Source organism: Kribbella sp. NPDC058245 (assembly GCF_042882005.1).
In the GTDB taxonomy this organism is placed as follows: Bacteria; Actinomycetota; Actinomycetes; order Propionibacteriales; family Kribbellaceae; genus Kribbella.
Window position 1 is genome coordinate 124,318 of record NZ_JBHVWY010000010.1, and the last position, 13,223, is coordinate 137,540.

13 protein-coding genes are annotated in these 13,223 nt (G+C 66.4%); 9 read left to right on the top strand and 4 right to left on the bottom strand.

Annotated elements, in window-relative coordinates; genetic code table 11:
• Positions 1-45: 45 nt before the first annotated feature.
• From ACFVWG_RS23565 to ACFVWG_RS23580, 4 genes are read right to left on the bottom strand one after another with little or no spacing between them, the layout of a single operon-like run.
• Positions 46-966, bottom strand: a complete 921-nt coding sequence (locus tag ACFVWG_RS23565) for an NAD-dependent epimerase/dehydratase family protein (protein ID WP_391545528.1) — start codon at positions 964-966, stop codon at positions 46-48.
• Positions 963-1,565 (bottom strand): dihydrofolate reductase family protein, encoded by a 603-nt coding sequence (locus tag ACFVWG_RS23570; RefSeq protein ID WP_391545529.1) that lies wholly within the window; start codon positions 1,563-1,565, stop codon positions 963-965. The genes ACFVWG_RS23565 and ACFVWG_RS23570 overlap by 4 nt, the downstream gene beginning before the upstream one ends.
• 11 nt (positions 1,566-1,576) lie before the next feature.
• On the bottom strand, positions 1,577-2,665 hold the full coding sequence (locus ACFVWG_RS23575) for an FAD-binding oxidoreductase (protein WP_391545530.1): 1,089 nt from the start codon (positions 2,663-2,665) through the stop codon (positions 1,577-1,579).
• 28 nt (positions 2,666-2,693) lie between these two features.
• Entirely contained in the window at positions 2,694-3,524 is an 831-nt protein-coding gene (locus ACFVWG_RS23580) for a helix-turn-helix domain-containing protein (protein ID WP_391545531.1), read from the bottom strand.
• 182 nt (positions 3,525-3,706) lie between these two features.
• Between ACFVWG_RS23580 and ACFVWG_RS23585 the strand changes: the two genes are divergently transcribed.
• The 9 genes from ACFVWG_RS23585 (at position 3,707) to ligD (ending at position 13,222) form a co-directional block, all read left to right on the top strand.
• Positions 3,707-5,053 (top strand): hypothetical protein, encoded by a 1,347-nt coding sequence (locus ACFVWG_RS23585; RefSeq protein WP_391545532.1) that lies wholly within the window; start codon positions 3,707-3,709, stop codon positions 5,051-5,053.
• Positions 5,026-6,351, top strand: a complete 1,326-nt coding sequence (locus ACFVWG_RS23590; protein WP_391545533.1) for an extracellular solute-binding protein — start codon at positions 5,026-5,028, stop codon at positions 6,349-6,351. Before ACFVWG_RS23585 ends, ACFVWG_RS23590 begins: the two co-directional genes overlap by 28 nt.
• A gap of 1 nt (position 6,352) precedes the next feature.
• Positions 6,353-7,258 carry a carbohydrate ABC transporter permease gene (locus ACFVWG_RS23595; RefSeq protein WP_391545534.1) on the top strand — a complete coding sequence of 302 codons (906 nt, stop codon included), beginning with the start codon at positions 6,353-6,355 and terminating at the stop codon, positions 7,256-7,258.
• A complete protein-coding gene (locus ACFVWG_RS23600; protein WP_391545535.1) occupies positions 7,255-8,148 on the top strand; it encodes a carbohydrate ABC transporter permease in 894 nt (297 codons plus the stop codon). Before ACFVWG_RS23595 ends, ACFVWG_RS23600 begins: the two co-directional genes overlap by 4 nt.
• A gap of 4 nt (positions 8,149-8,152) precedes the next feature.
• Positions 8,153-9,253 carry an ABC transporter ATP-binding protein gene (locus ACFVWG_RS23605; protein WP_391545536.1) on the top strand — a complete coding sequence of 367 codons (1,101 nt, stop codon included), beginning with the start codon at positions 8,153-8,155 and terminating at the stop codon, positions 9,251-9,253.
• Complete coding sequence (locus tag ACFVWG_RS23610) at positions 9,250-10,176, top strand: acetylxylan esterase (RefSeq protein ID WP_391545537.1); 927 nt, start codon at positions 9,250-9,252, stop codon at positions 10,174-10,176. The genes ACFVWG_RS23605 and ACFVWG_RS23610 overlap by 4 nt, the downstream gene beginning before the upstream one ends.
• Positions 10,177-11,022 carry an acetylxylan esterase gene (locus ACFVWG_RS23615; RefSeq protein ID WP_391545538.1) on the top strand — a complete coding sequence of 282 codons (846 nt, stop codon included), beginning with the start codon at positions 10,177-10,179 and terminating at the stop codon, positions 11,020-11,022. It begins immediately after the preceding gene.
• Complete coding sequence (locus ACFVWG_RS23620; RefSeq protein ID WP_391545539.1) at positions 11,019-12,098, top strand: hypothetical protein; 1,080 nt, start codon at positions 11,019-11,021, stop codon at positions 12,096-12,098. The genes ACFVWG_RS23615 and ACFVWG_RS23620 overlap by 4 nt, the downstream gene beginning before the upstream one ends.
• Positions 12,099-12,241: 143 nt before the next feature.
• On the top strand, positions 12,242-13,222 hold the full coding sequence (gene ligD / locus ACFVWG_RS23625; RefSeq protein ID WP_391545540.1) for a non-homologous end-joining DNA ligase: 981 nt from the start codon (positions 12,242-12,244) through the stop codon (positions 13,220-13,222).
• The last annotated feature ends 1 nt before the right edge of the window (position 13,223 follow it).

The window sequence follows — 13,223 nt, forward strand, 5'->3', positions numbered from 1 at the left end:
TAAGCACCACCACTACCCGTTCGTCCGTTCACCCCGCGACCGCGGTTAGCGGGGGTTGGTGGTGCGCCAGGTGACGTAGTCGGCGACTGCGGCGGGCACGTCGTACTCGGGGGTGAAACCGGTTTCGGCGGTGAGGCGGGAGATGTCCAGGTAGGGGTCTTCACCGGGGCCGGACTGGCGGCCGGGGATGAGGTCGAGGTGGAGGGCGGGGGTGATGGCCTGCAGGGCTTCGGCGACCTGGCGGTTGGTGGATCGGCTGCCGCTGGAGACGTTGTAGATGCGGTGGTGCAGGGTCTCGGCGGTGGTCAGGAGCGCGATCGCGCGACCCGCGTCGGCGGCGTAACAGAAGTCGCCGCCATCATCGGCGTACCGGGCCTCGGGTGTCTCGCCGCGCAGGATCGCACTGACGTACGGCGCGATGGTGATGATCGGCGACTCCGGATCCATCAGAGGTCCCCAGATGCTGCCGATCCGGAGCAGGACGGGGTCGATCCCGGTGCCCTGCAGGCTCTGGGTGGTGATCGGTTCGACGGCCTTCTTGAGGGCGATGATCGCCAGCGGCAGGTCCGCGTCGGGAATGGCGAGCTCTTCGTGCCAAGGGATTTCGGGCCGGCCGATGTAGTTCCCGAGGCTGCTCGCAACCGCGAACCGGCGCACTCCCCAGGCGCGCGCCGCATCCAGGGCATTCAGCAGGCCGGCGAGATCGTTGCGGAAGAACGCAACCGGGTCATCGCCTGGAATGCTTCCGGCCAGGTGAACGATTTCGGTGATGTGATGCTGTTTGCCCAGGGCAAGGAATGCGTCCCGGTCGGTGACGTCCAGGGACTCGACCGTGACCCGGCCGGCCAGGAACGACGGGGCTTCGCTGCGACGGTGTGAGGTGACGACCACTTCGTGCCCGAGATCGACGAGAGCGCGGGCGGTCGCGGCGCCGATCATGCCCAGTCCACCGGTGACGAGGATCATCGGATCACCTCGTAGTGCAGATGCGTCACGCCCGGAGCCGGTACGGCGTCGATCAGCCGCAGCGCGATGTGTTCGGGGAGCTCCTGGAAGAACCGGCGACCGCCGCCGAGCAGAATCGGCACCTGGTGCAGCACGAGCTCGTCGACGAGTCCGGCCGCGAGCGCGGACGTCACGGTGCCGCCGCCCATGATCCCGATATCCTTGCCGTCGGCAAGCTTCCGCGCGATCTCGACCGCCTCCTCGATGCTCGAGGCGAGGGTCTGCGTCGGTCCGACCTCAAGAGGTTCGTGACTCAGCACTACCAGCGGTGCAGACGGATGCGGGCTCCCACCACCGAAGTCGCTGGAGTGCGTGTACGTCGTATGCCCGCAGATGACCGCGCCGTCTCGCCCGGCCAGTTCGTCGAAGATGCGAGCACTCGGCGCACTCAGCTTGAACCCGTCGCCGAACACCTGGCTGGGGGTATCGCCGTTGAAGTACCAGTCGAACAACATTCCGGCGTCGCCGAGACCACGCCCGAACTCGTCCGCGCCGTCCGGTGTCCGGCCACTGATGTAGCCGTCCACCGACACGGCAAGCGCAACGATGACCTTGCTCATGAAACGTCCTCTCACACTGCCTGGGGAAAATCGAAGAATCGATCCGGGTCATAGACCTGCTTGACCGCGCGCAGCCGGGCGAGATTCACACCGTGGTACGCCGTCGGCCCGTCGGCCAACGTCAGATCGGGGAAATTCGGATACACATGGCCGGAACCGTTTGCATAGGCGGCAGGCGACTCCAGCAGGAACCGTTCGTTCCGATGGGCGAATGCCGTCGCATCCGTGGCGACTCGGTTGTAGGCGCCGCCCATCGCGGTGAACGCCATCCGGCCGGCAAGCTCGCCGGTGAGCGGCTGGTCGAAGAACTCCGAATGCATCTCCGCGGTCTCGGACGGCGTCGCGTCGGCGAAGCTCGCCTTCACCTCGGACAGCGGCACATCCGCGTGCAGCACGAACGGAACCGCCGTACCGGCCAGGGATGTGAATTCGGCCAGCAGAGCGCGGGTCGGTTCGAGTGGGAGAAGGCTTGCGCCGATCAGAACGGCTTGCGCTCCGTCGACGGTGAGATTCAGCGTGAGGTCGTCGGGCGCGTCCGGTGCCCAGACCTGCCACGCCTGGGCGATCTCCATCGGATTCGGCGCTGCCCAGTCAGCCGCGATGCGCGTCATCATCGGCTCCGCAATGGTCTTGAACCGGAACTCCGTCACCACCCCGAACTGCCCACCACCCGCACCACGCAGCGCCCAGAACAGGTCCGGTTCACGGTCAGCATCGCACTCGACCACACTGCCGTCGGCGAGCACGACCTGCGCGCCGACCAGTCGATCGCACGTCAGCCCGTACTTGCGCCCGACCAGCCCGATCCCACCACCCAACGTCAGCCCCGCGATCCCGACCGTCGGCCCACACCCGGCCGGCAATGCCCGCCCGACGTTGTGCAGTTCGCCATAGACCTGTCCCAGCAAGGCACCGGCACCGATCGTCGCGACTCCGTCGTGAGCGACCGCAATCGTGTGAAGCCCGCTCAGATCCAGCACCACATCCGCGGCGGACGTCCGGTCCACGAAACAGTGCCCACCGCCTCGCGGTACGAGTCGCCGGCCGCTCTTGACCGCGGCAACCACGTCCGCGACCGAACGACAGTGCAGGAGTTCCATGGGCTCGAGGCTACGAGCGCCGTACCGGCTAGGTCTTGAACAAAACGTGCATGCGTCGGGCGAGGAACGGCGTGTACGACGCCGAGTGGTCGTGGCCGCACCCGCACCGATCGAGATCGCCGCCGAGCAGCTGCGACGGTGTGAGCCCGGTCAGCCGGTGGCACTCGCGGCTGAGGTGGGCCTGATCGGCATACCCGGCATCGATCGCGAGCCCCGCCGTACCGTCAAGTCCTCGGCGACCGGACGGCGTCTGCCCAGCCTGCGCCAACGCCAGAAACCCCTGGAACCGCAGCGTCCGCTGCAGCACCTTCGGCGTCGTCCCAACCGCCTGCAAGCACCGTCGACGGAGCTGACTCGCGGAAAGCGACAGATGGGTGGCCAGCTTGTCAATCGATGTCAGCTGCCAAGGCATCAAACCCAGTACAGCCTCCTGAACAAGTTCATCCACCTGGACGGTACGCCGGAACTCGGACAGCAGATGTGCTTGCAGATAAAGCAATGCACGTTCCGGAGTCGTTGCTTCGGCCATGGCCTCGACGAGGCGATCGGCCGTGTGTCCCCAGAGGTCGTTGAGGCTCAGGTGCTGGTCGATCAGTTCATCCAGTACGGCGGGCAGCGGTGGCGCCGTACCGGGATGGAACCGCACCCCGACGAGCGTGGTGTGCGCCGGGATCACTTCGATCGCCGGACCGGTCAACGGGCCGAGCAATTGCGGGCGTCCGCCGAGCGGGAAGTGGATCTCCACACCGCCCGTGGGGAGGTGGCGATGGACGTGTTCGATCGCGCCGGTGCGTTGGATCCAGACCGTCCGAACCACACCTGCCAGGCCGGGCACCGGCAGCTGCTCGACGTACTCCACCCGAGCACTGAAGCGGTCGGCCTAGACCGGTGTCAAGGAGTGTTTCCGGGAAATTTCATTCCGGCGATCCCTTGACCCGGACCCCGAAACCAAGGGAGCTTAGGCGGCATCGGATTTACGAGTGACTTCCGAACATGGTTCGGAAATGACGCTGTCGCACCTGCTTCGTCCAAGGGAGTTCTGTGGCCATCGTGATCGGGGTTGTGACCCACGCGACGCACGGGGTGCTGTTCCGCGAGGCGGCCAGCACGTTGCGCGGCGTCGACCTGGAATGGGTCAGCTACGACCACGAGGAGAACGTCCGCGAGAAGGTCGCGGAGTTCCTGAGCACGACGCGGCTCGACGGGTTTCTGGCCGGTCCGGTGCCGTATACGGCCAGCCGGGAGCTGCTTCCGCCCGGGCTGCCGGTCGGCGTGATCCGGCCGTCGGCGCTTGACCTGACGCTCGCGCTCTACCGGGCGCAGCAGCAAGGTTGGGGCCGGACGCCGGTCAGCATCGACACCTTCCCGGCCGAGGCGGTCGAGGCGGTGGCGAGCGCGCTCGAGCTCGATCAGAACGAGATCGCCTCCCTGCCGTATTCGCCGACGCAATCGGTCGAGCAGATCCTCGACTTCCACCGGACGGCGTTCCACCGGTTCGGCGATCGCGGCTACGTGATCAGCGTGCGCGCCGCCGTACGGGAGCAGTTGGCCGGCGACCCGATCGGGATCATGAGCGGAATGCCGGTACCGACCACGATCCGTACCGAGCTGCATGAGCTCGCGCTGCGGATCGAGTCGGACCGGGCGAGTGCACAGCGGTTCGCGGCCGGGGTCTTCCTGATCTCGCAGGCGGCCGACGAGGAGCGCGCCCGGGTCGGCCTGATGAACCTGTTGCTGAACACCCCCGAGTTCGCCGGGGCCTGGATCGAGGACCGTGGTCGCCGTGGCGTCGTCGTCTTCGCCCACAAAGCCCTGTTCGAACGCGTGACCCGCAACTGGGTCGCCGTACCGGCTCTAGCCGAAGCCGGTACGGCGCTTGGTGCGCAGGTGTCGGCCGGATTCGGGGTCGGCGTCTCCGCGCGCAACTGCGTGCTGCTCGCCGAGCAGGCCGCGGCCCGGGCGGAGCAGGAGAACGAGCCGTGCGCCTACCTGATCGAGGACAGCGGGGTGATCATCGGGCCGATGGGTCCGCTGACGACCACTGACCGCGAGGCGCTCAGCTTCTCCTACCGCGAGCACGGCGAACACGTCGAACAGCTCGCGAAGACCGTCGGTCTCAGCGCGGCCACCGTGTCGCGGCTGGCGGCACTCGACCACGAGCTGGAAGGCCGCGCGATCTCGCCTGGAGAGCTCGCCGACCGGCTCGGTATCACGGACCAGTCCGGACGCCGGCTGATCCGCACCCTCGACGCCGGCGGCCTGGTCAGCGACGAAGGAACCGCGCAGCACCACCCCAAAGGACGTCCCACACGTCTTTATCGGCTTCGCATCGCCCACGCATTAGCGAAGGGAACCACATCATGGAGTTCAATCGCCGCCAGGTCCTGAAGCTTGCGGGCCTCGGCCTGACCGCAACCGCCACGCCCGGCCTGCTCGCCGCCTGTTCGAGCGACAAGCCTGCAGCCGGAAACGGCAGTGTGAAGTTCGAGGGCTGGGACTACGAGGCGACTCTGGTCCAGCAGAACCTCGACCGCTTCACCCAGGCCAGCAACATCAAGGTGAACTACACGCCGATCACCAGCGCGCAGTACGTGCAGAAGGTCGTTGCCGAGTTCACCGGTGGCGGTGGGCCGGACGCCCTTTACGTCTATGACGACTCGCTCGCCGCTTGGGTCGAAGGCGAGTATCTGCAACCGATCGACGGGCTGCCCGGTGTCGACGAGGTGTACGCCTCGATCTTCCCCGGCAATGCGGAGGCGATGACGTACCAGGGCAAGCGCTACGGCCTGCCGTACTACACCGACTCGAACTGCCTGATCTACAACGCGGAGATCCTCTCCAAGGCCGGCTTCAGCAAGCCGCCGGCCAGCCTGGAGGAGCTCGAGGCGCAGGCGGCCAAGATCAAGAGCCAGGGTCTGCTGGAGCACCCGATCGGGTTGCCGGCTCAGCTGTCCGACACCTGGTGGGCTTGGGTGTGGGGGCTGGTCTTCGCCAGCGGCGGCAACCTGTTCGACGACCAGCAGGCGCCCATCATGAACACCACCGACGCGGTGACCAAGGACGTCCTGACCTGGCTGCAGAACGCGGCGAACAAGTCGAAGGTGCTCGACCCGGCGTCGCTGCAGTTGCTGCCGGTGCCGGTCGACAACGCGATGAAGGCGAACCGGTACGCGTTCACGATCGGTGCGCGCTACGCGCTGCGCGACTACAACGACGCCTCGAAGTCCAAGGCGGCCGGCAAGATGAAGATGGCGCTGGTGCCGAGCCTGGACGGCAAGGTGCACGGGACCATCAGCAACACCCGGATGTACGGACTGGCCAAGGACACCGAGGTCAAGGACGACGCGTTCAAACTGCTCACCTACCTCGGCGGGCTGGACGCGAACAAGCAGCCGAACACGGCCAAGTTCTGGTTCCAGGAACGTGGACTGGGGTTCGCCTACAAGGACATGGCCAAGGATGCGGAAGTCAACGCCTCCTTGAAGAAGTTCGCCGATCCGGCGATCTACGCCCACCTGGCCGAGATCGCCCGGCCGCGCAACGTTCTCGGCGTTGCCTGGTACACCGAGTTCGAGACCGAGATGCACAAGGTGGTTCAGGGCGTGCTGAGCAACCAGGTTCAGCCCGCTGCCGCGGTGGCGACCCTGGCGCAGAGCGCCGAGACCCTCAAGAAGAAGTACTCCTGACGTGAGTGTCCTGACCGAACGACGGCCGCTCGGCGACACCGGGAAGGCCTGGGCACTGAACGCCCCGGCCATCACGGTGATCGCCCTGCTGGTCGCGTACCCGATCGGCTACTCGTTCTACGTCAGCCTGCAGCGTAACAACCTCAAACGCCCGCGGGCGAAACGGTTCATCGGCCTGGACAACTACAAGGCGCTGTTCAGCGACGACGCCTTCCTGTCGGCGCTGAAGGTGTCCGCGTTGTTCGTGCTGGTCGTCCTCGGCCTGACCGTCATCCTGGCGCTCATCCTGGCCCTGGTCCTGAACGAACGGTTCCGCGGTCGTGGCCTGCTGCTCAGCCTCGCCTTGTTGCCCTGGGCAATGCCCGGCGTCGTGAACGGCCTGATGTGGCGAACGATCTTCGATGCCAAGACCGGCGCCCTCAACGGCCTCATGATGCAACTAGGCCTGATCGACAGCTATCAGGCCTGGCTCACCTCCGGCACCGGTGCCTTCCTCTTCACCGCCCTCGCGCAGGTCTGGAACACCCTGCCCTTCTCAGTGATCATCCTGCTCGCCGGCCTGTCCACGATCCCTTCGGAGCTGTACGACGCTGCCACCGTCGACCGCGCCGGCGCCTTCCGAAGGTTCACCCAGGTCACCGTTCCGTGGCTCCTGCACCCGCTCCTCATCGTGTTGATCCTCGAGACCATGAACGCCTTTCGCGCCTTCGACACGATTTACGTCCTCACCGGCGGCGGCCCGGGCGACGCGACCACCACGATCGCGCTCCTCGACGTCCAGACCGTCTTGACCTTCACCGACTTCGGCCTCGGCAGCGCCTACGCCTGGGTCATCACCGGTATCACCCTGATCATCTCGGTCGGCTATATCGGACTGCTCTACCGGAAGGGGAACTTCGAAGTATGAGTACCGTCGTTCAAGTTCCGCTGAGGTATCGCATTCCGTGGAAGAAGATCGCTCTGTATGTACTGGCGATCGCGTTCGGGTTGTATCTGGTGCTGCCGTTCTACTGGATCGTGGCGATGAGCTTCATGCACGAGGCCGACGCGATCGCCGTACCGCCGCATTGGGTGCCGGTGCATCCGACGCTGGAGAACTATCTGGGGTTCGTGAATCCGGATGCCGCGCAGCAGTTGGTGGGTGGGCGCGCGGTGTCGGAGACGCCGTACTCGTTGCGGAACAGCCTGATCGTGGCGTCGGCGACCGCCGTACTGAACCTGGTGCTGGCGACGTTTGCGGCGTACTCGTTCAGCCGGCTGAAGTTCAAGGGCAGTCAGGTGTTGCTGGTGCTGTATCTGCTGACGCGGATGGTGCCCGGCATCGCGATCATCATCCCGTTCTATCTGCTGATGCGGCAGTTCGGGCTGCTGGACACGTATCTGGCGCTGATCCTGTCGTACACGACGTTCGCGTTGCCGATCACGATCTGGATCCTGAAGGACTTCTTCCGGTCGGTACCGCGGGAGCTGGAGGAAGCGGCCCGGGTCGATCGGTGTGGCTGGTTCCGGACGATGTGGTCGGTGTTCCTGCCGGTCGCGGCGCCGGGGCTGGTGGCGGCGGCGGTGTTCGCGTTCATGACGGCGTGGAACGAGTTCATGTTCGCGCTGTTCCTGACCAGTACCAAGGCCGCGAAGACGATCCCGGTGGTGGCGGCGAACTTCGCCACCGACTTCAACACCCAGTTCACGGTGATGGCCGCAGCCGGTGTGCTGGCGGTCGTCCCACCACTCGTACTGGCCCTGCTCTTCCAGCGCAAGCTGGTTCAGGGGATGGCCGCCGGATCTGTGAAGGGCTGAGACGATGGCAGAGGTACGACTCGAAGGCATCACCAAGTCGTTCGGCAGCAAGCTGGTCGTCGACGATCTGAACCTGACCATCGAGGACCAGGAGTTCCTGACGCTCGTCGGTCCGTCCGGCTGTGGGAAGTCCACCACCCTGCGGATGATCTGCGGGCTGGAGCGTGCCACGAGTGGGAACGTGTTCTTCGATGGGAAACCGGTCAGCTGGCTGCCGGCGAACAAGCGGGACGTCGCGATGGTGTTCCAGAGCTACGCGCTCTATCCACACAAGACGGTCCGGCAGAACATCGGGTTCGCGCTGAAGATGATGCGGGTGCCCAAGGCAAGGATCGACGAGCAGGTCCTGCAGGCCGCGCGCACTCTCGACATCGAGGACCTGCTGGAACGCAAGCCGCGTGAGCTGTCCGGCGGGCAGCGGCAGCGGGTCGCGCTCGGTCGGGCGATCGTTCGCGATGCTGGCGCCTATCTACTGGATGAACCGCTTTCCAACCTGGACGCGCAACTGCGGGTGCTGATGCGTGCAGAGATCAAGCGGCTGCATGTGGATGTGGCGCGGACGTTCATCTACGTGACGCACGACCAGGTCGAGGCGATGACGATGTCGGACCGGATCGCGGTGATGCGCGACGGCATCATCCAGCAGTGCGCGACACCGGAGGAGATCTACGAGCGGCCGGCCAACCGGTTCGTCGCGTCGTTCATGGGCTCACCGCCGATGAACTTCATCAGCGGCTCACTGGCCGATGTCGACGGGGTCCGGATGTTCCGCAGCGAGGCGCTGACACAAGAGATCACTCTGTACGGCGATCAGCCGGCTGACCCCGCCGTCGTACTCGGGATCCGTCCCGAGGATGTGTCGTTGTCGCCGACTCCGGTCGCCGGGTACCGCCAGGGCCGGGTGTTCGTGTCCGAGCCGCTCGGTCCCGACGTACTGGTCACGGTGCGGATCGAGGGCGAGTTGCTGAAGGCGCGCGTTCCTACCCCGTTCCGGCTCGGCCATGACGCGCCGGTCTACGTGGGATTCAATCCACAGCGTCTGCACCTGTTCACATCCTCGGACGGATCCGCCCTGCAGGCACCGAGACAGGAGGCTGCATCTTGAGAGACCTGGAGAACACACTCGTCCCGGTCGAACGGCCGGCCGACTTCGACGAGTTCTGGGCGGCCGGGCTGGCCGAGTGCGCGTCGTACCCGCTGGATCCGGTGCTCGTCGAGATGCCGACGCTGTCCACCGAGCGTGTGGTCGTGTACGACGTTTCCTATGTGAGCTTCGGCGGGCTGCGGGTCAGCGGCTGGTACGCCGTCCCGCGGGCTGGCGCGGCCCCGTACCCGGGACTGATCACCATCCCCGGGTATATCTCCGAGCCGACGATCCCGAAGGAATGGGCCGAGCTCGGGTACGCCGCGCTCGCGGTCGCGCCGCGCGGGAAGCTGCGGTCGAACGCGGTCTTCAACCCGGGATACCCAGGGCTGCTGACGAACAACATCGTGGATCACAACACGTATGGGTATCGCGGCTTCTATCTGGACGTCGTCCGCGCGGTTGACGTCCTGCTCGGCCGGGCTGAGGTCGACGGCGAACGGATCGGGCTGGCGGGGTCGAGCCAGGGCGGCGGGCTCGGAATCAGTACGGCGGCACTGCGGCCCGACGTGATCAAGGCGGTCGCGTGTGGAGCGCCGTACCTGTGCGGGATCATGACGGCGCCGACGCTGACGCATTCGTATCCGTATGAGGAGATCAACGAGTACCTGCGGATGCATCCCAAGGATGTGAATCGCGTGCGGGAAACGGTCGCCTACTACGACGGGCTGAACTTCGCCCCAGCTGTGCAGGCGCCCACGATGATCTACCTCGGACTGGAGGACGACGTCTGTCCGCCGGAGACCGGGTTTGCGCTGCATCGCGTGCTGAGCTGTGAGAAGACGCTGCACACGTATCCGAACTGCGCGCATCACGCGGGACTACCTGGGGTGATGCGGGTTGTGGAGAACTTCTTGGCCGACCACTTGAAGCCGGTGATCTGAATGGACTTCTCCTCCTATTGGAAAGCCGTCGACGACGAGCTGGCCGCGATCCCGGCTCGGCCGGTACTCGACCTGGTTCCGCAGCGGACCAATGACGAGGCGACGACGTACGCGGTGCGGTTGACCAGCGTCGGGCCTTACCGCGTGTTCGGTTCGCTGAGCATCCCGGTGGGGGAGGGGCCGTTCCCGGCCCTGCTGCAGGTACCGCGGTACGGGAGTGTCAACAACATGGCGCATCCCAACGACCGCAGCCGGTACGTCGTACTGACGCTGATGCACCGTGGTCAGCGGTTGGCCGACGAGTTCTTCCAAGCGGCGTATCCCGGGCTGTTGACGTTGGGGATCGATGATCCGGCGACGTACATCTACCGGGGGATCGCGGCGGACTGCCTGCGGGCGGCCGAGTTCCTGCTCGGCTTGTCCGAGGTCGATCCGGCCCGGGTCGCGGTGGTCGGGAACGAGCTAGCGATCCTGACCGCGGCGCGGCGACCGGCGATCAGCGCGGTACGGGTCTCAGACATGGTTCTGTATCGGGCGATGGAGACCCGGCGGGCTTCCAGCCGCTATCCGCTGGAGGAACTGAACGATCACCTGCGGGCGGGGTCGTCGGCTGAGGTCGTGGGGCGGACGCTGTCCTACTTCGACCCGATCCTGCACGCGCCCTCGGTGACTGCGCGGACGTTGGTGGCGGTCGAGGATGCGGACTGGTATGCGCCGCTGGTCGATGCGCTCCCGTTCGGTGAGCCGTATGCGGTGACGCATCTCGACGGGACCGACGCCGACTTCTACGACGCGTGGCTCGCGGGGTTGTCGGGCGTACCAGCGATGTCGAAGTTCATCCGATGAAGATCCGTCCGGTCATCAACGCGAACGCCACGGTCACGGTGCTCGGCGGTTCGGTCATGCCGCCGCCCGTCGTACAGGCGATGGTCGAGGCGGCGGCGCACTTCGTCGACTTGCCCGAGCTCTACGAGCAGGTCGGCAACCGCCTGGCCGAGTTGACCCGCAACGAAGCCGCTTGCGTGACGGCGGGTGCTGCCGCTGCGATCACTCTCGTCGTCGCGTCCTGCATCGGTGAGCCTGCGCAGGCGTTCCCGGTCGACGCCGAGGTGGTCATGTTCGCCTCCCAACGCAACGGCTACGACTACTCGGCCCGCCTCACCGGTGCACGCGTGATCGAGGTTGGCCCGGACGCGGAGCAGTTGGAGGCCGCCTTGGCGGGTCGGCCCGTGGGAGGGCCCGGCTCCGCGCTGGTACGGCGTCCTGCGTGTGTGCTGTGGTTCGCGGGTGCGCACTACGCGGCCGGTGCGCCCCCGATCGAGGACGTAGTGCGGATCGGGCGGGCGGCCGGTGTGCCGGTGATCGTGGACGCGGCCGCGCAGATTCCGCCGGTCGCCTCGCTGTGGCACTTCACCACCGAGGTCGGTGCTGATGCGGTGATCGTGAGTGGTGGAAAGGGACTGCGCGGCCCGCAGACGACCGGCCTGGTCCTGGGGAAACGGTGGTTGGTAGATCGTTGCCGACAGCATGCATCGCCGTACCAGGAGATCGGTCGCGGGATGAAGGTGGGCAAGGAAGAACTCGCCGGCCTCCTGGCCGCCGTTGAATGGACACTGGAGCAAGATGAGGACGCGGTCATCGCCGGCTACGAACGGTCGGTGGACCTCTGGCTCAACGGGCTCCGGGGCGTGCCCGGCATCACGGCGTACCGGGGTTACCCGAGCGAGGCCGGCCAACCCCACGGCCGCTGCGTGATCCGGCTGGCCGATCGCCAGCGAGTGATCGACGCGTTGTGGGACGGCGACCCGCGGATCGCCGTCGGCACCTTCCGCCTCCGCGACGACGAGATCGCCCTCAACCCCCAAACCCTGGAACCAGAAGAGGACCAACTAGTTCTCGACGCTTTGCTGCGATTGCTCTGATCTGCGGACCGCCCCCACTCATCAACCCATCCCCGGCACCCGACCCCACGCTCAGCAGGGAGTCCGCAGGCCCGCTGCGACAGACTTGGTGAGTGGCGCAGGTCCGGCCAGTCGATACACCTCGGGCCGCGTAAGGTCGGGGGATGGCGAGCAAGCCGGACGAGACGCGTGACGGAGTACCGCTGACCAATCTGGATCAGCCGTTGTTCGATGGCGCGGAGGCGACCAAGCGGGATCTGGTCGACTACCTGGACGCGGTGCGGGAGTGGATGCTGCCCGAGTTGCGGGAGCGGCCGCTGTCGGTGATGCGGATTCGGCCGGGGCAGCCGGCCTTCATGCAGAAGAACGTGCCCAAGTACACGCCGGAGTGGGTGAAGACGACCACGGTGTGGGCGGAGGCTTCGAAGCGCGAGGTTTCGTACGCGTTGTGCGACGACCGCCGCACACTCCTGTGGTTCGCCAACCAGCGAGCGGTCGAGTACCACCCGACCCTGATGCGCATCGACCGCCCCGACCACGTCACGCACCTTGTGCTGGACCTGGATCCGCCGGAGGGCGACGACACGTTCGCCAAGGCGGTGCAGGCGGCCTTTCTGGTGCGGCAGGCGCTGGCCGATGCCGGGTTGACCGGCGCGGTGAAGACAAGCGGGGCTAAGGGTGTGCACGTGATCGTCCCGATCGACGACTCGGTGTCGATCGAGGACGCGGCCGCGGCGACTCGAGCGATCGCCGCGCGGGCTGAGCGGATCGACCCCGAGGTCGCGACGACCGCATACATCAAAGAGGACCGGCACGGGAAGGTGTTCGTGGACTCGACGCGGGCCGGCGGCGCGACCGTGGTCGCTGCCTACAGCCCGCGGATCAGACCCGGTACGACGGTGTCGTTCCTGGTCGGCTGGGACGACCTCGACCGGGTGACGCCCCGCGACTTCACCGTCAAGACCGCGGTCGACCAGCTGGCCGGAGCCGATCGATGGGCCAGCCAACTCCCTGCACCGCAGTCCCTACCCGAGGACGTACTGGAGGAAGGCCGCGCGATCCCGATCGCCCGCGTCGTCGCCATGCATGAAGGCAAGCGCCGCAAGCGCGCCGCTGAGCAGGAAGCTGCAAAGAAGGAGGACTGAC

Bases quoted from the DNA above. Each gene is read 5' to 3' on its own strand.
- ACFVWG_RS23565 (WP_391545528.1), bottom strand. From the start codon at position 966: ATGATCCTCGTCACCGGTGGACTGGGCATGATCGGCGCCGCGACCGCC.
- ACFVWG_RS23570 (WP_391545529.1), bottom strand. From the start codon at position 1,565: ATGAGCAAGGTCATCGTTGCGCTTGCCGTGTCGGTGGACGGCTACATC.
- ACFVWG_RS23575 (WP_391545530.1), bottom strand. From the start codon at position 2,665: ATGGAACTCCTGCACTGTCGTTCGGTCGCGGACGTGGTTGCCGCGGTC.
- ACFVWG_RS23590 (WP_391545533.1), top strand. From the start codon at position 5,026: ATGGAGTTCAATCGCCGCCAGGTCCTGAAGCTTGCGGGCCTCGGCCTG.
- ACFVWG_RS23600 (WP_391545535.1), top strand. From the start codon at position 7,255: ATGAGTACCGTCGTTCAAGTTCCGCTGAGGTATCGCATTCCGTGGAAG.
- ACFVWG_RS23605 (WP_391545536.1), top strand. From the start codon at position 8,153: ATGGCAGAGGTACGACTCGAAGGCATCACCAAGTCGTTCGGCAGCAAG.
- ACFVWG_RS23615 (WP_391545538.1), top strand. From the start codon at position 10,177: ATGGACTTCTCCTCCTATTGGAAAGCCGTCGACGACGAGCTGGCCGCG.
- ACFVWG_RS23620 (WP_391545539.1), top strand. From the start codon at position 11,019: ATGAAGATCCGTCCGGTCATCAACGCGAACGCCACGGTCACGGTGCTC.
- ligD (WP_391545540.1), top strand. From the start codon at position 12,242: ATGGCGAGCAAGCCGGACGAGACGCGTGACGGAGTACCGCTGACCAAT.